This window comes from Kitasatospora purpeofusca, assembly GCF_042691725.1.
Classification (GTDB): Bacteria; Actinomycetota; Actinomycetes; order Streptomycetales; family Streptomycetaceae; genus Kitasatospora; species Kitasatospora purpeofusca_B.
Genome location: NZ_CP170483.1, coordinates 4,075,675 through 4,095,475, shown reverse-complemented (window position 1 = coordinate 4,095,475; position 19,801 = coordinate 4,075,675). Strand labels below are relative to the sequence as shown.

Below are 19,801 nucleotides of genomic sequence, written 5' to 3'. Positions count from 1 at the left end.
GCATGCTTCACTGGGAGACCGGCCCGGTCCCCAGCGCAGTGAAGGATGTGTCCCCCCGGTGAGCAGCAATGTGAGCAAGAAGTCGCACGCGACGCTCCGCTACACCTCGATGCGGGTCTCCGTCTTCCTCGGCTGCCTGCTGGTCGCGCTGCTCCTCGGCCACTTCCAGGTCATCCCGGTCTCCGGCGAGGCGGGCGTGGTCTTCCTCTTCCTGCTGGCCGCGGTCGCCTCGGCCCCGCTCAGCTACGTGCTGCTCAGCCGGCAGCGCGACGAGATGTCGGCCGAGATCTCCGGCCGGGTGGACGGCATCCGGACCAGGACCGCCTCCAAGATCGCCGCGCAGAACGCCGAGGAGGACGCCGCGGACGAGGCCGCCCGCGCCGCCGAGGCCGCGGCCCCCGGGCCCGCCGCCTCGGCCCCGCAGAACTGACCCGCGCCGCCGTGCCGGAGAACGCCGCACCGGGCAGCGCCGGTCCCGAGGGGGCGGAGCCGGCCGCCCCGCAGGAGCGGCCCGCCGCCGGGACCTGGCCGGCCCCGGTCCGCCGTCCCACCGGCCGGGACGTCGCCCGGCTCGCCGGGGTCTCGCAGGCCACCGTCTCGCTGGTGTTCTCCGGCTCCGAGGCCGGCCGCCGGGTCTCCGACGCCACCCGCGAGCGGGTCCGGGAGGCCGCCCGCAGTCTCGGCTACCGCCCGCAGGCGGCCGGCCGGCAGTTGCGGCTCGGGCGCAGCGGCATGATCCTGCTCGCCGTGCCGAACATCCTCGGCCCGTTCTTCGGCCGGGTCCTGGAGGGTGTCCACGAGGAGGCTGGCAAGCACGGCCTGGCCGTCGTGGTCAGCTCGGGCTGGGGGAGCGCCACGCTCGCCGAGGCCGCCACCACCAGCCGCTTCGACGGCCTGCTGATCTGCTCCCCGGACGACAGCCAGCTCGGCGAGCTGCCCGCCGACACCCCCGTCGTCTTCCTGGACGCCGACCCGGGCACCGACCGGGCCCGGCCGACCATCGAGCTGGACGTGGCCGGCGGCATGCGGGTCGCCGTCGACCACCTCGCCGCGCTCGGCCACCGCCGGATCGGCCGGCTGCGCTCCAGCCACGCCGCGTACACCTTCCGGGTCCGCCAGGCCGCCTTCGAGGAGACGGTCCGGGCGCTCGGCCTGGACGTGGTCGAGCTCGGCGTCAGCCTGAACGAGGGCCAGCCGGCCGCGCGCGAGGTCGCCCACCGGCTGCTCGCCCGTCCGGACCGGCCGAACGCGGTGATCTGCGACGACGACGTGGTCGCCTCCGGTGTCTACCAGGCCGCGGCCGAGCGCGGTCTGCGGGTGCCCGCCGACCTCTCGGTGATCGGCATCGACAACGTTCCGGTGGCCGCGCTGCTCGCTCCGCCGCTGACCACCGTCGACCTGCCCGGCGAGGAGCTGGGCCGGGCCGGGGTGGCGGCGCTCGCCGGGTTGCTCCGGGGAGAGGCGGTCGCACCGGTGCCGCCGCTCGCCACCTCGCTGGTGCGGCGCTCCTCCACGGCGCAGGCCTCCTGATCGTACGTCCGGGTGAGCCCGTTCCGCCGTTCGAGCTGCGCCGAACAGGTGAAAGATCGTCATACCGCCTCGCGGCGCGCTCGTCGGAGGATTAACGGACGATGAGATTCCGCCATGCGGACGTCAAGACCAAGACCCCCACGGCCCCCACGCCTCTCCCGGCCGTCCCGCCTGCCGCGCCTGGTGGCCGCGCTCGGCCTGATCGGCGGCACCCTGCTCACCGGCACCCTGGCCGCCCCGCCCGCCGAGGCCGCCGTCATCTTCACCAAGACGGTGGACAAGCCCACGGTGGGGCCCGGCCAGAACGTCACCTTCACCCTGCGGTACACCTGCTCGGTGACCGACTGCGTCAACGGGCAGATCACCGACGTGCTCCCGGCCGACATGGAGTTCATCGGCTGGACCCCGGACGCCTCCACGGTCGACGTCCCCAACTCCACCGTCCCGCCGGCCGGTTCCATGGGCGGTACCCTCACCGCCAAGCTGCTGACCCTCTCCCCGGGCACCACCGCCACCATCAACGTGGTGATGCGGTACCCCAACTTCTCCACCCCCAACGGCACCCAGAGCACCAACGCGGCCACCCTCACCTCCGACGGTGAGCCGCCGCAGACCGGCAGTGCCACCACCACCGCCGTGGTCCAGCCCAGCTACACCACCACCAAGGGCGTGCAGAACAGCAGCCTGGACGGCCGCTCGGTCACCTACCAGTTCAGCGCCTGTTCCACCGCCGATGTGCCCAACGTCGACCTGGACAGCAGCCGGCTGGTGGACACCCTGCCGCCCGGCGCCGTGGTCGACACCAGCCGCTCGCCCGGCTGGGTCAACGACCCGGCCGGCTCCACCACCTGGGTCTACGACATCGGCGCCTTCGTGGCCGGCAACGGCCAGGCCGGCTGCCGGATCCCCGGCGTCCTGGTGGTCGACTACCCCGACCCGGCCTTCCCGAGCGGCACCAGCGCCACCAACACCGTGATCCTCCAGGGCGACCCGCTCGGCCCCGAGCCGCAGCGCGACCTGTCCACCGACACCGTCCAGACCCCGACCTTCCAGCCGCCGGTCACCGGCGTGCAGATCGGCGCCTCCAAGGTGTGGCAGGAGGACACCGTCTCCGGTGACCTGACCACGTTGAGCCTGCGCGTCTCCAACAACGCCGACCCGGTCACCAGCCTGGTGATGACCGACCCGGGCGCCGACACCACCCCCAACCTGTACAACTGGCTGGTCCCGCAGTCCATCCAGCTGGAGGCGTGGAACCCCACCTCGATCACCCTCGCGCTGGAGTACCGGCTGGACGGTGACCCCACCTGGCGGGCCTTCACCCCCGGCCAGCCGCTGAACGGTTCGAGCACCCGCCGGATCACCTTCGCCGAGGGCGCCGGGGACCCGGCCAACGACGTGCTCGGCATCCCGGCCGGCCGCTACCTGGACGGCCTGCGGTTCAGCTGGACCGGCCCGATCCCCGGCGGCTGGAGCCCCGGCAACGCCGTTCAGCTGCTCGCCCAGGTGGTCACCCCCGGCCACGACGGGCGCACGGCGCCGGTACCGCTGCACAACTGCCTCGACGCGGTCGGCACCGCCGCCGCCGGCGACACCGCGGCCGCGAGCGCCTGCGCCGACAGCACCGTCACCGCCGCCACCAACCTGGGCGCGGCCAAGCAGACCGTCTCCGGCGCCGTGCTCTCCCCGGGCGGCACGGCCACCTTCCAGGTCACCCCGTACAACCGCACCGGCCGCACCCTCGACCGGCCGCTCGTCCTCTACGACCTGCTGCCGCCCGGCATGGTCTACGTCGACGGCAGCGCCCGCAAGGACCCGGCCTACGCCGAGGCGATGGCCCCGCAGTCGGTCACCGTGCTCCCCGGACCCGACGGCCGCCAGCTGCTCAGGATGACCTGGCCGGCCGGCTCCCCGGACATGATGTACCTGAACGACCACCTGGCCTACCGCACCCTGATCGACGTCCAGGTGGCCGGCAGCGCCCGGCCCGGCACGCTCACCAATGACGTGTTCGTCACCGCCGAGGGGGCCGGGCCCCCGGTCTCCTGCTTCTTCTTCGGCAGCGACAGCGGGGTGCCGGACGCCCAGGACCTCGACAAGGACGGCGACACCACCGAGACCATGTGCCACGCCTCCTCGCTGGTGGAGGTGCAGGTGCCGGCCGTGCTGCGGTCGTACAAGGAGGTCAAGGGCGACCTCGACCCCGACTACACCACCACCGGCACCACCCGCCCCGGCGGCGGGATCTCCTACCGGATGACGGTGCGCAACGACTCCGCCGACCCGGTCACCGAGTTCCTCGCGTACGACAAGCTGCCCACCCCGGGCGACTCCTACGTGCTGCGGCCGGACGTCCCCCGCAACTCGGCCTGGACGCCCTCGCTGGTTGAGCCGCTGACCTCCAGCGACCCGACCGTGGTGATCGAGTACACCACCTCGCCCGACCCCTGCCTGCCCGGCGAGTTCGCCGTGCCCGGCCCGTGCGACGCGGGCGCGCTGTGGAGCACCGCCTTCCCCGGCCCGGGCACCGCGACCTGGTTCCGGGTGCACCGCCCCGGCACGCTCGCCCCCGGCGAGTCGTTCACGCTCACCTGGCCGATGGTCGCCTCGTTCGACGCGGGCCCGGACGAGTTCGCCTGGAACAGCTTCAGCTACACCGCGACCGACGCCGCCGGCAACCGGCTGCTGCCCGCCGAGCCGGCCAAGGTCGGCGTGGGCATCGAGCAGAGCGTTCCGCCGGCCAACGTGCTCGGCGACTTCGTCTGGAACGACCTCAACAAGGACGGCATCCAGCAGCCCGGTGAGCCCGGGGTGCCCGGCGTCCGGGTCGAACTGCTGGACGGCGAGGGCCGGGTGGTCCGGGACAAGGACGGCAACCCGGTCGCGACGGTGACCGACGCGAGCGGGCACTACCGGTTCGAGCGGCTGCCGGACGGGGTGTACGCGGTGCGGTTCGACCTCACCACGCTGCCCGAGGGCGCCACCGTGACCGTGCGGGCGGCCGGGCCGGACCGGTCGCTGGACTCGGACGCCGATCCGGCGACCGGCGTGACGCAGACGGTCACGCTCGCCGGCGGGGTGGAGGACCTGGGGCTGGACCTGGGGCTGGTGCTGCCGACGGTGAGCCCGTCGCCGTCGCCGTCCCCCTCGCCGTCCCCGTCGCCCACGGCCTCGCCCTCGCCGACGGTGACGCCGACCCCCACCCCGTCGCCGACGGTGACCCCGACGCCTACTCCGACGGTGAGCCCGACCCCGACCCCGACGCCGAGTCACTCGCACCCGCCGACGCACCACCCCGAGCCGACCCACTCGCCGAGCCACGGCGGTGAACTGCCGGGGACCGGTGCCGGGCTGGGCACGCTGGTCGGGGTCATCGGCGCCGCGACGCTCGGAGCCGGCCTGCTGCTCGCCCTGGTCGCCTGGGGAGGCCGCGGCCGCCACAGCTGAGTGAAGGGATGAAGAAGTGACTGCGCCCGTCGGCCAGACCACCCGGTCCGACGGGCGCAGCCACGTCCAGGGGATGCGGCGGGCGTCAGCCCACCGGCACCGGTTCGGCGGGCAGCGGCTGCGCCCCGGCCGGTGCGGCGACCGGCCGGAACCAGCGGCGGGCGCCGAACAGCAGTACCCCGCCCAGGCCGATCCCGCCCACCGCGCACAGCGCCACCGGGCGCAGCGAGCCCTCCGCGAGGTGGCCCGAGACGGCGTAGCCGAGCGAGTTGCCGGTCGCGAACAGGGTGACCAGCCAGGCGAAGGCCTCGGTCACGGTGCCGGTCGGGGCCAGCTCGGCGACCAGGACGAACGCCGCCGCCAGCAGCGGGGCCAGCGCGATCCCGGACAGGAAGGCGAGCCCGGCCATCGCGGCCGGACCGGGGAGCAGCACCAGCGGCAGATAGCTGACGGCCATGGCGAGTGCCATCAGCCAGGTGCGGGTGGCGGTCGAGCTGCGCCACGGCACCGCGCCGTAGGCGAGCGCGCCGAGCAGTCCGCCGAGCGCCGCCAGCGCCAGCAGGGTGCCCGCGCCGCCGGGCAGGCCGTTCGCGGCGTCGGCCTCGGCGTAGGCGATGAACAGCACGTTCTGCGCGCCGACCGCCCAGCCGGCCCCGGCCAGACCGATCAGCAGCAGGACCAGGCCGGGGGAGCGGAGCGGGCCGAGCAGGCCGGACGAGTGCGCGCGCGGCGGAGCCTGCCAGGTCCGGGCCGGTGCGGCGGTGGCGACGACGAGCGCCCCGGCCAGGCCGAGCCCGGCCGCCACCCAGAGCGCGGCGACCGCGCTCACCGCGCCCGCGATGCCGGCCACCGCGAGCGGGCCGGCCACGTAGAGGATCTGCTGGGAGGCGGAGTCGAAGGCGTAGGCGGTGTCGAGCTGCTCCTCCTCGACGACGTCCGGCCAGAGCGAGCGCAGGCAGGGTTCGAGCGGGGGCATCGCCAGTCCGGCGATCGCGGCGCCGAGCGGGGCGGCGATCGCCGAGCCGGGGGCCAGGGCCAGCAGGGCGTACCCGCCGCCGGCGACCACCGCCGAGACCAGCAGCACGCGCGGCTGCCCGGTGCGGTCCACGATCCGGCCGAGCACCGGTCCGCCGACGGCCGCCGCGATCGCGTACGCGGCGGTGGCCAGCCCGATCCTGCTGAACGGGGCGTCGACCTCGCGCAGCGCCAGGGCGATCACCAGGGCGGTCATGCCGGCCGGGAGGCGGCCGAGCAGGGTGCCGAACAGGAGGCGGCCGACGTGCGGGGCGCGGAGCAGGGCGAGGTAGCCCATGGGCGGGGGTCTCCGGTCTGGGCAGGGCGACGGACGGGGGATGCGACTCAAGTTATACGTATAACTGTCGGTCGGTCAATCGGCACGCGTCCGGAACTCAAACAACTACTTTGAACATCTCAAAGCTTTACTGCTAATGTGTCGGCCGTGACCACCTCAGACGCACGTTCGCCGCTCGGCCCGGGCCCGCTGCCCGGCGCCGCCCGCGCGTGTCGTCTGGCCGGTGCTGTGGACAGCCCGCGCCGTTGTCGCGCCATGAGCTGTATTCGGGCGGCACGCCCCTGACCGGGGCCGGTCCCCTTCCCGTCCGGCCCGCGTGCCGTGCCGCCGTCCTCCTCCCCCCTGCCTCACCCCCAGCAACGCCTCCCCCGGAGCCGCACCGTCATGTCCACAGCGCCCGAGGCGACTTCGTCGCCGTCCGTGCTCGCCAGAATCCGTAAGACCCCCTTCTGGGTCCAGATCGTCGCCGGCCTCGTGCTCGGCGTCGGACTCGGCTACCTGGCCCGCGCGGCCGACATCTCCTGGCTGGCCACCACCCTGGAGACGATCGGCCGGATCTTCGTCCAGCTGCTGAAGCTCGCCGTCCCGCCGCTGGTGTTCACCGCGATCCTGGTGAGCGTGGCGAACCTGCGGAACGTCACCAACGCGGCCCGGCTGGCCGTCCGCACCCTGCTCTGGTTCGCGATCACCTCGCTGATCGCGGTGGCCATCGGCCTCGGCCTCGGCCTGCTGACCAACCCGGGCTCGGGCACCGACCTCAAGACCGAGGGCCTCAAGGCGCCGAAGTCCACCGGCAGCTGGATCGACTTCCTGACCGGGATCTTCCCGACCAACATCGTCACCGCGTTCACCGAGGTCGAGGTCCTGCAGATCGTCTTCCTGGCGATCGTGGCCGGCGCCGCCGTGATCAAGCTCGGCGCGAAGGCCGAGCCGATCCTCAAGCTCAGCGAGTCGGTCCTGGAACTGGTCCAGACCGCCCTCTGGTGGGTCATCCGGCTCTCGCCGCTCGGCACCCTCGGCCTCATCGGCAAGTCGGTCGCCAAGTACGGCTGGGACCTGCTGGAGCCGTTCGCGACGCTGACCGTCGACGTCTACGTCGGTTGCGCGCTGGTGATGTTCGTCGTCTACTCGCTGCTGCTGAAGTTCGCCGCCGGCCTCAACCCGGTCAACTTCTTCAAGGGCGCCTGGCCCGCCATCCAGCTGGCCTTCGTCTCGCGCTCCTCGGTCGGCACCCTGCCGGTCACCCGCCGGGTCACCGAGCGCCTCGGCGTCCCGGGCGAGTATGCCTCGTTCGCCGTTCCGTTCGGCGCCACCACCAAAATGGACGGCTGCGCCGCGATCTACCCGTCGCTGGCCGCGATCTTCGTGGCCCAGGTGTACGGCATCGACCTCGGCATCAAGGACTACCTGCTGATCGCCTTCGTCTCGGTGATCGGCTCGGCGGCCACCGCCGGTCTCACCGGTGCGATCGTCATGCTGACGCTGACCCTCTCCACCCTGGGTCTGCCGCTGGAGGGCGTCGGCCTGCTGCTGGCCATCGACCCGATCCTCGACATGATGCGCACCGCGACCAACGTCGCCGGCCAGGCCCTGGTGCCGATCGTGGTCGCGGCCCGGGAGAAGACCCTCGACCTGGTCGCCTACAACAACCCCACCGGTGACCTCTACGACGAGGCCCCGGCCGTGATCCCGGCCCAGGGCAAGGGCCCGAACCAGGCCCCCGCGACGGCCTGACGCCCCTTCGAACGGGTACCACGAAGGGCCCTGCTCCCCGGGACGGGAGGAGGGCCCTTCGGCGTTCTCGTTCTGCCGTGCGGAGCCGGTGCCCCGGGGCGCGGGGCACAAGGCAGGGGGCCCACCGAATGGCGGGCCCCCTTGGGTACTGCAGCTCTTGTGCTCACGGTGACGGCCGGAGGCCGTCGGCGGACCCGGCGGGGTCCCGAGCGATCAGATCATCTTTGAGGATGGTCAGATAAGGGTGACGTTCTCCGCCTGCGGGCCCTTCGGGCCCTGGGTGACGTCGAAGCTGACCGCCTGGTTCTCCTCCAGCGAGCGGAAACCGCTCGCGTTGATGGCGGAGTAGTGGACGAAGACGTCGGGGCCGCCGCCATCCTGGGCGATGAAGCCGAAGCCCTTCTCAGCGTTGAACCACTTGACGGTTCCCTGAGCCATGCCGTTCTCCTTGCGAGGGACGTATCGGGGCCACACCGTGTGGCACCCGGTCCGCTGCGCTGATCGCCCTGCCTCCGGACGGGCCCGGAGTTTTTCGATATTGCTGAAAAACTACAAAAAGCCCGCGGTTACATGCTCCGCAGGCTTCAAGTACTGCAAGGGGAATCAAACTGCAACTGAGGGCAACGCTAGCATGCGGTTGCTGTGACGACCAGGGGTGACTTGCGGGCTGGACGGCGCGTGTCGTAAGGCCGTTGTGACGCTCGGTGCGAGGCTCGGCGGGGTGTCCCGGAAGGGCGGTGCGGGGCTCGCGGGACGGCGGGCATACGCTGCGGGGAGGCGCACGAACAGCAAGGGAGCGGCGCAGTGGCAGTACCGGATGCGGAAACGCAGGAGCCCCAGGAGAACACCCCGGTCCGGCCCCGGGTCGGGCATATCCAGTTCCTCAACTGCGTCCCCCTCTACTGGGGGCTGGCCAGGACCGGCAACCTGCTCGATCTGGATCTCACCAAGGACACTCCGGAGAAGCTGAGCGACCAGTTGGTCGGCGGTTCCCTCGACATCGGTCCGATCACCTGTGTGGAGTACCTGCGGCACGCGGACGACCTGCTGGTGCTCCCGGACATCGCGGTGGGCAGCGACGGCCCGGTGATGTCCTGCGTGATCGTCAGCAAGCTGCCGCTGTCCGAGCTGGACGGCCGACGGGTCGCGCTCGGCTCCACCAGCCGCACCTCCGTCCGGCTCGCCCGGCTGCTGCTGGAGGAGCGCGAAGGGGTGCGGCCGGAGTACTTCAGCTGCCCGCCCGACCTGGACGCGATGCTCGCCGAGGCCGACGCGGCCGTGCTGATCGGCGACCCGGCGCTGCGCGCCTACCTCGGGCAGGCGGCCGACCAGGGCCTGGCCGTGCACGACCTGGGCGCGATGTGGAAGGAGTGGACCGGGCTGCCGTTCGTCTTCGCCGTCTGGGCCGCCCGCCGCGACTTCGCCGAGCGCAGCCCCGAGCTGACCGCGGCCGTCCACCGGGCCTTCCTGGAGTCCCGGGACCTCTCGCTGGTCGAGGCCCGCGAGGTGGCCGAGCAGGCGGCCCGCTGGGAGGCCTTCGACGCGGGCGTGCTGGAGCGGTACTTCAGCGAGGCGCTGGACTTCTCGCTCGGCGAGCGGCAGCTGGCCGGCGTCGCCGAGTTCGCCCGACGGGTCGCGCACGACAGCGGGTTCGCCCCCGACGTGGCCGTCCGGCTGCTGGAGCCGGCGCCGGAGCCGGTGGCCTGAGCGGTCCCGCCCGCCGGTGACACCGCGCGCTCCCGCCGCCCGATAGCGTCTGCACGCGAGACGGCCCCGGCGGCGGGGCCGGGCGGGTGACGGGAGGGTGCGCGGGATGCAGGCACTGGGAACGGACGACCCGCGCCAGGTGGGCGCCTACCGGCTGCTGCGGCGGCTCGGCGCGGGCGGCATGGGGCGGGTCTACCTCGGCCGGACGGCCGGCGGCCGCACGGTGGCGGTCAAGGTGGTGCGCGGCGAGCTCGCCGAGGACGCCGAGTTCCGCGCCCGGTTCCGGCAGGAGGTGGCCGCCGCCCGCCGGGTCGGCGGCGCCTGGACGCCGCCCGTCCTGGACGCCGACACCGAGGGCGAGCACCCCTGGGTGGCCACCGGCTACGTCGCCGGCCCCGCGCTGGGCGGCGCCGTCCGGCAGTACGGGCCGCTGCCCGGGCCGGCCGTGCGCACCCTCGGCGCGGGCCTGGCGCAGGCGCTGGAACACGTGCACGGGCTCGGGCTGGTGCACCGTGACGTCAAGCCGTCCAATGTGCTGCTCACCCTGGACGGGCCCCGGCTGATCGACTTCGGCATCGCCCGGGCCCTCGACGCGACCACCGGGCTCACCCGGTCGGGGTTCGTGGTGGGCTCGCCCGGCTTCATGTCGCCCGAACAGGCGAACGGCCGGCCGGCCGGGCCGCCCAGTGACGTCTTCTCGCTCGGCGCGGTGCTCGCGTACGCGGCCACCGGGGTGCACCCCTTCGGGGAGGGGGTGAGCGCGGCCGTCCTGCTGTACCGCGTGGTGCACGAGGAGCCGGACCTCACCGGGCTGGACGGCGGGCCGCTGCGCGCGATCGTGCTCGACTGCCTGGCCAAGGACCCGGCGGCCCGGCCGACGCCGCGGCAGCTGGGGCAGTGGCTGGACCCGGACGGCGCGGCCGTCGGGCGGCCGGGGCGGGGCGACTGGCTGCCGCCGGAGCTGGCGGCGGCCGTCGGGCGCAGCGCGGTGCAACTGCTGGACCTGGAGGCGGAGGCCGGGACCGGGGCGGTGTCCGGAGATCCGGCGGAGGGGGAGCGGACGCCGACCTACGTGCCGGGCGGGGGCGCGGTGGCGGGAACGGGCGGCTCCCGGCGGCGGGGCACGGCCGGGCTGGCCGCCGGGGCGGTGCTGCTGGCGCTCGCGGGCGGCGGGTACGGGGCGTACCGGGTGTGGGGGGAGGACGCGCCGGGGCCGGGGTCCACCGCCCCGGCGGCGGGGAGCCCTTCGCCGGCACCGCCACTGCCGTCGGGGTCGGGCACGGTGTCGCCGCCGCCGTCCCCGGTGCCCGCGGCGACCACGCCAGCGGGTGCGGCGGCGGGTGCGGCGACGGGGCCGAACGCCGTACCGGAGGCGTTCCTCGGCACCTGGAGCGGGGAGATGACCACGCAGAAGGGGGTGCCCGCCGGCACCACGACACTGGTCGTCGGCCGCGCGGCGATCGGGCAGGCCGCCACGGCCAGCCGCAACGAGCTGACCGGACTGCTCTCGATCACCTGCGAGGGCGCCTGGACACTCACCTCGGCCGAGCCGGAGAAGCTGGTCTTCACCTCCCGGCTGGTCCGCTCCTCGCTGCCCGGCGCGTGCACCGGCGGCTCCTACGCCGAGACGCTCGCGCTGCAGAAGGACGGCACGATCCGCTTCACCTCCGCCGACCCCAGCGCCGGGAACCCGTCCGGGACACTGCGCCGGGCGGGCTGACGCGGGGGCCGGAAAGCGCTGGCGTAGGCTGAACCGGATGCGCCCCGGTGCCCCGGCACGGCGTCGCACTCGTCGCACAAGTAGCACGTGAAGTACCGAGAGAGAGAAGGCCGCCAGGTGTCCGAGCTCGCAGCGACCACCCTCGATGCGCCCAGCACCGACCTGCAGGCCGTGCTCGACCGGGCGGCCGGCGGCGGCCGGATCAGCCCGGAGGAGGCGCTGGAGCTCTACCGCTCCGCCCCGCTGCACGCGCTCGGCTCGGCGGCCGACGCGGTGCGCCGCCGCCGCTACGCGGGTACCGAGCACATCGCGACGTACATCATCGAGCGCAACATCAACTACACCAACGTCTGTGTGACGGCGTGCAAGTTCTGCGCCTTCTACGTGCCTCCGAAGAGCGACAAGGGCTGGTCCCGCGAGCTCGACGAGATCCTGCGCCGCTGCGCCGAGACCGTCGAGCTGGGCGGCACCCAGATCATGTTCCAGGGCGGCCACCACCCGGACTACGGCGTCGAGTACTACGAGCGCGCCTTCTCGGCGATCAAGGCGGAGTTCCCGCAGCTGGTGATCCACTCGCTGGGCGCGTCCGAGGTCGATCACATGGCGCGGATCTCCGGCGTCCCGATCGAGGAGGCGATCACCCGGATCCACCGGGCGGGCCTGGACTCCTTCGCCGGCGCCGGCGCCGAACTGCTGCCGGAGCGCCCGCGCAAGGCGATCGCGCCGCTCAAGGAGTCCGGCGAGCGCTGGCTGGAGATCATGGAGGCCGCCCACTGCCTGGGCGTGGAGTCCACCTCCACCATGCTGATGGGCACCGGTGAGACCAACGCGGAGCGGATCGAGCACCTGCGGATGATCCGCGACGTGCAGGACCGCACCGGCGGCTTCCGCGCCTTCATCCCGTACACCTACCAGCCGCAGAACAACCACCTGAAGGGGTCGACCCAGGCGACCGTCTTCGAGTACCTGCGGATGATCGCCATCGCCCGCCTGTTCCTCGACAACGTCGCCCACATCCAGGGCTCCTGGCTGACCACCGGCAAGGAGGCCGGCCAGCTGTCGCTGCACTACGGCGCGGACGACCTCGGCTCGGTCATGCTGGAGGAGAACGTGGTCTCGGCGGCCGGCGCCAAGCACCGCTCCAACCTCACCGAGCTGATCCACCTGATCCGGGCCGCCGACCGCGTCCCCGCGCAGCGCTCGACCACGTACGAGCACCTGCGGGTGCTGGACGACCCGGCCAACGACCCGGTCGACCCGCGGGTCGCCTCGCACATCGCCTCCACCGCGATCGAGGGCGGCACCGCGCACCCCGAGCTGAAGATCCTCGACAACGACTGAGGTCCCGCCCCGCCGTGCTGACCCTGCACCGGGCCGCCCTCGTGCTGCCCGACCCGGCCGATCCCACCGCCCCGTCCCACGCCGACGGGGCGGTGCTCGTGCGCGGTGAGCTGGTCGGGGCGGTCGGCCCGTACGCCGGGCTGGCGGCGGCGCACCCGGCGGCCCGGGTCCGGGACTGGGGCGACGCGCTGCTCACGCCCGGGCTGCGCAACCCGTACGGGCACTGGCTGCTGGAGCGGGCGTACCATCCGGACCCGCGCGAAGGGGTCGGGGACGAGCCGGTGCCCGAGGGGCTGACGGGGGAGCGGGACGAGACGCGCTGCGGGGCGAGCGCCCGGCGCGGGCTGCAGCGGATGCTCGGCGCCGGTGTGACGGCGGTGGCCGGGCCGTTCGAGCGTGCCTCGGTGCGGACGGCGGTGGCCCGGTCGGGGCTGGTCGTGCTGCCGGGGGCCGGGGAGGACGCGGGGGCCGGGCCGCTGGACCCGCTGGCGGTGCTGCCGCTCGCCGAGGCCGGGTACGGCCGGGTGGCGGTCGGGGGCCGGGCGGACTTCGCGGTGTTCGCGCCCGGAGCGGCGGATGCGGGTGGTGCGGCCGGTGCGAGTGGTGCTGCCGGTGCCGGCGGGCCGGACGGGCCGCGGGCCGGGGGCTGCCGGGCCACGGTGCTGGCCGGCCGGCTGGTGTTCCGGCGGCGCTGAGCGCGGTCCCGGGTTGCCCGGTCGTACCCTACCCGCCGGTAGTCGGACGGTTCGGCCGTCATCGCCCGTACTCCCGTGTGATGAACGGGACTTGCTTCGTGCGCCACTGAACTGCGCCTTCGTCCGCGTGGCCTGATTGTCCTTTCGCCGTGACCTGAGGGCCCGCCAGCGGATAGCATCCGGCTCAGCTCAGTCCGTACCCTCACCACACACCCGCCCGTGCCCACGGGTGGCGGGGCCCCGTCCCAGGCCCTGAACGCAAGCCAGGACAGGAACCATGCGATCCGCGACCGTCCCCCCGCAGCGCTCCCCGCGGTTGGGCCGTGGCTGGTACCTCACCGCCGTGCTCAGCGCCGTGCTGGCCGTCGGGATGTGCCTGCTGGGGTGGCGTCAGGCCGAGCAGGCCGACCGGATCGGGGCCCACCCGGTGCGGGTGGACGGCGTGGTGACCCAGCTGCCGAAGGGCGGCGGCTCCTACAGCACCGTCAGCTACCAGGCGGCCGGCCAGCACCACACCGCCACCGCGCTGCCGCTGGCCGACGGCACCAGGCTCGGGGAGACCGTCTGCCTGGAGCACGCCGCCGACGAGCCGAAGGCGGTGCGGATCTGCGGCGACACCTACCCGCAGCCGGTGGGCGTCGGGCTGGCCCGGTTCAGCGTGCCGGTGGCGGTGCTGCTGTTCGCCGTCTGCGTGCTGCGGATCCGGCGGCACCGGAGGGCGGTGGCCGTCCGGAGCGGGCAGAACCGGTTCGCCAGCACCGTCGCCCTGGCGACCGAGGTGCTGGCCGACGGGATGCCGGCGATAACGCAGGGCAAGCGCTCGCGCCGCCGGCGCCGCGCGGGCGGGCGGCGCGGGCTGCACTGAGGCGGCCCCGGACGTCCCGGCGGCGGCCCGGATGCGCCCCGGTCGTGTTCCGGGGGTGCCCGGAAGGCGCCCCCTTGCCCGGATCGTCGGAGCCAGGGTGAACAATGGGGGGCGTGACCCGAGCCTCTCTGGACAAGCAGCCGCACGAAGTCGCCGCCATGTTCGACGACGTCGCGGCCCAGTACGACCGGACCAACGACGTACTCTCGCTCGGCCAGGCCCGCGCCTGGCGTCGCGCGGTGGCCGAGGCGGTGGACGCCGGGCCGGGGGACGTCGTGCTCGACCTCGGAGCCGGGACCGGCACCTCCTCGCTGCCCTTCGCGGAGGCCGGCGCGCGGGTCGTGCCGTGCGACTTCTCGGTCGGCATGCTCGCCGAGGGCAAGCGCCGCCACCCCGAGCTGGCGCTGACCGCCGGGGACGCCACCAGGCTGCCGTTCGCCGACGGCACCTTCGACTCGGTGACGATCTCCTTCGCGCTGCGCAACGTCCAGGACACCGGGGCGGCGCTGAGCGAGCTGCTGCGGGTCACCAAGCCCGGCGGCAAGCTGGTCATCTGCGAGTTCTCCACGCCGACCTGGACGCCGTTCCGGACGGTCTACACCGAGTACCTGATGCGCGCGCTGCCGCCGGTCGCCACCGCGGTCAGCAGCAACCCGGACGCGTACGTCTACCTCGCCGAGTCGATCCGCGACTGGCCGGACCAGCCCGCGCTGGCCGCCCGGCTGCAGGAGGTCGGCTGGTCGAAGGTGGCCTGGCGCAACCTGACCGGCGGGATCGTCGCCCTGCACCGGGCCTACAAGGTCTGACCGGCCGCCGCGGCCGGCCCGCGTGCCGGCCCCGCCGTAGGTCCGCCGTCGGTTCCGCCCGCCCGGGTCCGGCCGCGGCGCCGTCCGCAGCTCATAGACTCGTCCAAGCCCAGCCGCGCCGGCCCCCACCGGCCGGCCGACCCCCCAGCAGGAGTGTGCCCACCGTGTCCGAGACCGCCGTTGACCTGAGCGCAGGCGTTGTGGAGAGCACCGCGGACGTCATCGTGGTCGGCGCCGGCCCGGCCGGGTCCACCACCGCGTACCACCTCGCGCAGGCGGGTCTGGACGTGCTGCTGCTGGAGAAGACCAGCTTCCCCCGGGAGAAGGTCTGCGGCGACGGCCTCACCCCGCGGGCCACCAAGCAGCTGGTGGACATGGGCATCGACGTGTCCACCGAGAACGGCTGGCTGCACAACAAGGGCCTGCGGATCATCGGCGGCGGGGTCCGGCTGGAGCTGGACTGGCCCGAGCTGTCGGCCTTCCCGGACTTCGGCCTGGTCCGCAAGCGCGCCGACTTCGACGAACTGCTCGCCCGCCAGGCCGAGAAGGCCGGGGCCCGGCTCTACGAGCGCTGCAACGTCAGCGGCCCGGTGCTGGACGAGCGGACCGGCCGGATCGTCGGGGTCACCGCCAAGCTCGGCGACGAGAAGCGGCCGGTGACCTTCCGCGCCCCGCTGGTCGTGGCCGCCGACGGCAACTCCACCCGGCTCTCGCTCGCCATGGGCCTGCACCGCCGGGAGGACCGCCCGATGGGCGTCGCCTACCGCACCTACTTCACCTCCCCGCGCCACGACGACGACTACCTGGAGTCCTGGCTGGAGCTGTGGGACACCCGCGAAGGGGAGCGCAAGCTGCTGCCCGGCTACGGCTGGGTCTTCGGCATGGGCGACGGCACCTCCAACGTCGGCCTCGGCATCCTCAACTCCTCGCCGGCCTTCGGCGAGCTGGACTGGCGCGAGGTGCTCAAGGCCTGGTGCGCCGGCATGCCGGAGGAGTGGGGCTACACGCCCGAGAACATGACGGACCCGATCCGGGGGGCCGCGCTGCCGATGGCCTTCAACCGGCAGCCGCACTACACCCGCGGCCTGCTGCTGGTCGGCGACGCGGGCGGCATGGTCAACCCGTTCAACGGCGAGGGCATCGCCTACGCGATGGAATCCGGCCAGATCGCCGCGGGGGTGATCGTCCAGGCCCTCGCGCGGGTGACCGACGGCGGGCGGGAGCGCGCGCTCCAGGCCTACCCGCGCATCCTCAAGGACGTCTACGGCGGCTACTACACGCTCGGCCGGGCCTTCGTGAAGCTCATCGGCAACCCGAAGGTCATGCAGCTCGCCACCCAGCGCGGGCTGACCCACCCGGTCCTGATGAAGTTCGTCCTCAAGCTCCTCGCCAACCTCACCGACCCGCAGGGCGGCGACGCCATGGACCGCATCATCAACGGCCTGGCCAAGGCCGCGCCGAACGCCTGACCGGCGGGCCCCGTCAGCTGCCCTGGTCGCAGCCGGCCGCGGTGCGCTGCTCGACGTAGGCGAGGCGGTCGGCGAACACCCGGGCGGCGTCCGGGGTGAGCGTGCGCAGGGCGACCAGCGCGGAGAAGACCACGTCGCACAGCTCGTGCTGGACGTCCTCCCAGCTGTGGGTGACGCCCTTGCGCGGGTTCTGGCCGGTGACGCCGATCACGGCGGCGCTGACCTCGCCGACCTCCTCGGAGAGCTTGAGGATCCGGGCGAGCCGCTCCTCCGGCGGGGGGAGCGGGCTCTCCTCGTCGAGCCGGGCGACCAGGTGGTCGACGCTTTCCCAGATCCTGCTGTCCATGCGGCGCTGCTCCCGTGCGGTGTCGGCGGCCCGTGCCGGCCTGTGTGGTGCCCTGGTGACGGCGTGCTCCACCGTACGGGAGGGCGCCGGGTGGCTCAGCGGGCGGCGATCTTCACGTTGCGGATGTTCACCGGCAGGGTGGGGAAGCCGTCGCCGGGGTTGTTCTGGTCGTCCTCGCCTCCGGCGGCGATCTTCTGCAGCACGTCCAGGCCCTCGGTGATCCGGCCGAACGGGGTGTAGGCGGGGGAGAGCTTGGTGTCCTTCCAGACGAAGAAGAACTGGCTGCCGTTGGTGTGGGGCCCCGCGTTGGCCATGGCGACCGTGCCGGCCGGATAGGTGGCGCCCTCCAGGTTCTCGTCCGGGAAGGAGTAGCCCGGGCCGCCGCTCCCGGTCCCGGTCGGGTCGCCGCACTGCAGGACGTAGATCCGCTGGGTGGTGAGCCGGTGGCAGTGGCTGCGGTCGAAGTAGTCGTGCTCGGCGAGGAACCGGAAGGAGAAGGTCGTGCAGGGCGCCTTGTCGGTCAGCGCCTGGAAGGTGATCGCGCCCTGGGAGGTCTTCAGGGTCGCCCGGTACGGCTTGGCGGCCTTCCGGGCGTCGAAGACCGGGATGCCCTTGAAGTTGTCGGCCGGGACGGCCGGTGTGTAGGTGCAGGTGGTGCCGGCCGCGGCGGCGCCGGTCGACGGGGTGTCCGCGACGGCGACGCCGGTGCTCGCCACGAGCGGGAGGACGGTAGCGGCGGCGGTCAACGCCCAGTGCATGCGCCTCACGTGACGGGCCTTCCGGTGGGTGGGGGACGGCTGGGTTGGCATGGCGACATCATCCACGGCGGGCCGGGGATCCGGTAGGGGGCCGGAAACCGTTGATCGCGAGCGCTGCGGTGCGCGAGGATGGCGGGCCCCGCTCTGCCCCGGGATCCGTCCGACGACGTGCGTGACTCTCGTGTGCCGGTTCCGTTCGTTTCGAGCGCCCCGCGTCTCGAACCCCGGGAGAGGCTCCGCCCGTGCGCGCTCCGTCCTCCTTCCTGTTGCGTGATCTGCCGGTGCTGCTGGTGGCGGTGGTGTGGGGGTCGAGCTTCCTGGCGGTGCAGCGGGTGGCCGAACCGGGAACGGTGGTGGCGATGCTGGTGCTGCGGTTCGGCCTGGTGCTGCCCGTCCTGGGACTCGCGGCCTGGCGGTCGCTGCGGCGGCTGCGACGCGCCGAGTGGCTGGGCGGGGCCGGGCTGGGGCTGGTGCTCGGTGCGATCTTCCTCCTGGAGACGTTCGGCGCGGTGCACACCTCGGCGACCAACGCGGGCCTGATCATCAGCCTCACGATCGTGTTCACCCCGCTGGCGGAGAGCGCGCTGGCCCGGACGCCGCTGCCGCGCTCCTTCCTCGCGGCGGCCGGTCTGGCGGTGCTGGGCATCGCGCTGCTCACCGGGGACGGCGGACTGCGGGCCCCGGCCTCGGGGGACCTGCTGGTGCTCGGCGCCGCCGTCGTGCGGACGGTCAACGTGCTGGCCACCGCCCGGGCCCGGTCGATCCGGGAGAGCGACACACTGGCCGTCACCTGGGTCCAGCTCGCGGCCGCGACGCTGGTGTTCGCCGTCGTCGCGCCGTTCGCCGGTCCGCTGCCCTGGACGGTCGCGGCCGCCTACGGGCCGGCCCAGTGGGGCTGGCTGCTGCACCTGGCGCTGCTCTGCACGCTCTTCGCGTTCTTCGTGCAGATGTGGGCCGTCCGCACCACCTCGCCCTCGCGGGTCAGCCTGCTGCTGGGCACCGAGCCGCTCTGGGCCGCGGTGTTCGGCATCACCCTGGCGGGCAACCACCTCGGGCCGCTCGCCCTGCTGGGCGGTGCCCTCGTGCTGGTCGGCACCGAGTGGGGCCGGCGGACCGCCTCGGTGCCGCGGCCGGAGGACGTTCCGGCGGAGGTTGCGGCGGAGCGCGGGTCCGTGCCGGCGTGACGGCGGGACCGGGTCCGACCGGCGCCGCCCGGGCGGGGGAGAACCGCGTCCGAGCAGCGCTCGCGCGCTTGTGAACGAAGGGTCAAGCGGACGTTCGCGCAGCCGCCACCCCTGCGAGTGAGCCGCTATAACACGTCAACATGACGCCCGAAAATTTGCTCTCGACGAGGCATAGTTGATATAGGCGCGCGGCCCTGACCAGCCGCTTCGCAGATAAATGCGACAGCTTGTGACCATTTGACTTCTTTGCGTCGACAAATCTCGCCATGCTCACCTTCGCCACGATTCGCGAGGTGGCGGAGATCACAAAGATCGTCTTGAACTGCGTGTCGCAGATCACAAGCCGACGGGCATAAGATGCGCTCGTTCCAGGCTTTGTGAACTGCCTCACATGAGGTGGATCTCGGGAACTGGAGTGCCGGGTTCACCGCAGTGTGACCCGACGGTTCCGATCTGCAGTCAAGGACGACTGGACGGAGGGAGCGGGGGCTATGAATGCCTACGCGCCGATCCTCGTACTCGGTGCCATCGCGGCGGCGTTCGCGGTCGGCTCCGTCGTGATGGCCTCACTGACCGGCCCCAAGCGCTACAACCGGGCCAAGTTGGAGGCGTACGAGTGCGGCATCGAGCCGACCCCGCAGCCTGTGGGCGGCGGTCGGTTCCCGATCAAGTACTACCTGACGGCGATGCTCTTCATCGTCTTCGACATCGAGATCGTCTTCCTCTATCCGTGGGCCGTGAGCTTCGACGCCCTGGGGATCTTCGGGCTGGTCGAGATGCTCCTGTTCATCGCCACCGTCTTCGTCGCCTACGCCTACGTCTGGCGACGCGGCGGTCTGGAGTGGGACTGACCGCTGACTTTGTGAACGTGCGGACAAGCCAACGGA

At 73.3% G+C, this 19,801-nt stretch carries 16 protein-coding genes and 1 pseudogene; 13 read left to right on the top strand and 4 right to left on the bottom strand.

Translation table 11 applies throughout. The annotated features are described in order from the left end of the window. Positions 1 to 58 precede the first annotated feature (58 nt). From ACFCLZ_RS17235 to ACFCLZ_RS17225, 3 genes are all read left to right on the top strand, one after another. Positions 59 to 430, top strand: coding sequence for a DUF4229 domain-containing protein (locus tag ACFCLZ_RS17235; protein WP_380285786.1), 372 nt, complete (start codon positions 59 to 61; stop codon positions 428 to 430). Between the two features lie 11 nt (positions 431 to 441). Further along, positions 442 to 1,530, top strand: coding sequence for a LacI family DNA-binding transcriptional regulator (locus tag ACFCLZ_RS17230; RefSeq protein WP_380285785.1), 1,089 nt, complete (start codon positions 442 to 444; stop codon positions 1,528 to 1,530). 183 nt (positions 1,531 to 1,713) lie between these two features. Further along, complete coding sequence (locus ACFCLZ_RS17225) at positions 1,714 to 4,977, top strand: SdrD B-like domain-containing protein (RefSeq protein ID WP_380285784.1); 3,264 nt, start codon at positions 1,714 to 1,716, stop codon at positions 4,975 to 4,977. A gap of 85 nt (positions 4,978 to 5,062) precedes the next feature. On the opposite strand, the gene ACFCLZ_RS17220 is transcribed toward ACFCLZ_RS17225, so the two are convergent. Then, complete coding sequence (locus ACFCLZ_RS17220; protein ID WP_380285783.1) at positions 5,063 to 6,289, bottom strand: MFS transporter; 1,227 nt, start codon at positions 6,287 to 6,289, stop codon at positions 5,063 to 5,065. A 384-nt stretch (positions 6,290 to 6,673) separates the two neighbouring features. On the opposite strand from ACFCLZ_RS17220, the gene ACFCLZ_RS17215 reads away from it, so the two are divergent. Continuing rightward, the gene (locus ACFCLZ_RS17215) at positions 6,674 to 8,023 is read left to right on the top strand and encodes a dicarboxylate/amino acid:cation symporter (protein WP_380285782.1); all 1,350 of its coding nucleotides are present in this window, start codon (positions 6,674 to 6,676) and stop codon (positions 8,021 to 8,023) included. 234 nt (positions 8,024 to 8,257) lie between these two features. Here the strand turns inward: ACFCLZ_RS17215 and ACFCLZ_RS17210 are convergent, their stop codons facing one another. Beyond that, on the bottom strand, positions 8,258 to 8,461 hold the full coding sequence (locus ACFCLZ_RS17210) for a cold-shock protein (protein WP_344337792.1): 204 nt from the start codon (positions 8,459 to 8,461) through the stop codon (positions 8,258 to 8,260). Positions 8,462 to 8,827: 366 nt separating this feature from the next. On the opposite strand from ACFCLZ_RS17210, the gene ACFCLZ_RS17205 reads away from it, so the two are divergent. From ACFCLZ_RS17205 to ACFCLZ_RS17175, 7 genes and pseudogenes are all read left to right on the top strand, one after another. After that, positions 8,828 to 9,730 carry a menaquinone biosynthetic enzyme MqnA/MqnD family protein gene (locus tag ACFCLZ_RS17205; RefSeq protein WP_380285781.1) on the top strand — a complete coding sequence of 301 codons (903 nt, stop codon included), beginning with the start codon at positions 8,828 to 8,830 and terminating at the stop codon, positions 9,728 to 9,730. Between the two features lie 106 nt (positions 9,731 to 9,836). Further along, entirely contained in the window at positions 9,837 to 11,450 is a 1,614-nt protein-coding gene (locus tag ACFCLZ_RS17200) for a serine/threonine-protein kinase (RefSeq protein WP_380285780.1), read from the top strand. A 117-nt stretch (positions 11,451 to 11,567) separates the two neighbouring features. Beyond that, positions 11,568 to 12,791: a cyclic dehypoxanthinyl futalosine synthase gene (mqnC, locus tag ACFCLZ_RS17195; protein ID WP_380285779.1), complete on the top strand. Its 1,224-nt coding sequence runs from the start codon at positions 11,568 to 11,570 to the stop codon at positions 12,789 to 12,791. 14 nt (positions 12,792 to 12,805) lie between these two features. Continuing rightward, the gene (locus ACFCLZ_RS17190; RefSeq protein ID WP_380285778.1) at positions 12,806 to 13,486 is read left to right on the top strand and encodes a hypothetical protein; all 681 of its coding nucleotides are present in this window, start codon (positions 12,806 to 12,808) and stop codon (positions 13,484 to 13,486) included. A 277-nt stretch (positions 13,487 to 13,763) separates the two neighbouring features. After that, positions 13,764 to 14,351, top strand: coding sequence for a hypothetical protein (locus tag ACFCLZ_RS17185; RefSeq protein WP_380285777.1), 588 nt, complete (start codon positions 13,764 to 13,766; stop codon positions 14,349 to 14,351). 113 nt (positions 14,352 to 14,464) lie between these two features. Next, on the top strand, positions 14,465 to 15,157 hold the full coding sequence (locus ACFCLZ_RS17180; RefSeq protein WP_380285776.1) for a demethylmenaquinone methyltransferase: 693 nt from the start codon (positions 14,465 to 14,467) through the stop codon (positions 15,155 to 15,157). A gap of 113 nt (positions 15,158 to 15,270) precedes the next feature. Next, positions 15,271 to 16,626: pseudogene (locus ACFCLZ_RS17175) on the top strand (geranylgeranyl reductase family protein); the annotation flags it as partial. Between the two features lie 13 nt (positions 16,627 to 16,639). Here ACFCLZ_RS17175 and ACFCLZ_RS17170 read toward each other — a convergent pair. Beyond that, complete coding sequence (locus ACFCLZ_RS17170) at positions 16,640 to 16,972, bottom strand: MazG-like family protein (protein ID WP_380285775.1); 333 nt, start codon at positions 16,970 to 16,972, stop codon at positions 16,640 to 16,642. A 95-nt stretch (positions 16,973 to 17,067) separates the two neighbouring features. Beyond that, positions 17,068 to 17,730, bottom strand: coding sequence for a peptidylprolyl isomerase (locus ACFCLZ_RS17165; protein WP_380285774.1), 663 nt, complete (start codon positions 17,728 to 17,730; stop codon positions 17,068 to 17,070). 242 nt (positions 17,731 to 17,972) lie between these two features. On the opposite strand from ACFCLZ_RS17165, the gene ACFCLZ_RS17160 reads away from it, so the two are divergent. Beyond that, entirely contained in the window at positions 17,973 to 18,914 is a 942-nt protein-coding gene (locus ACFCLZ_RS17160) for a DMT family transporter (protein WP_380285773.1), read from the top strand. A gap of 491 nt (positions 18,915 to 19,405) precedes the next feature. Further along, on the top strand, positions 19,406 to 19,765 hold the full coding sequence (locus ACFCLZ_RS17155; protein ID WP_014137597.1) for an NADH-quinone oxidoreductase subunit A: 360 nt from the start codon (positions 19,406 to 19,408) through the stop codon (positions 19,763 to 19,765). Positions 19,766 to 19,801 lie beyond the last annotated feature (36 nt).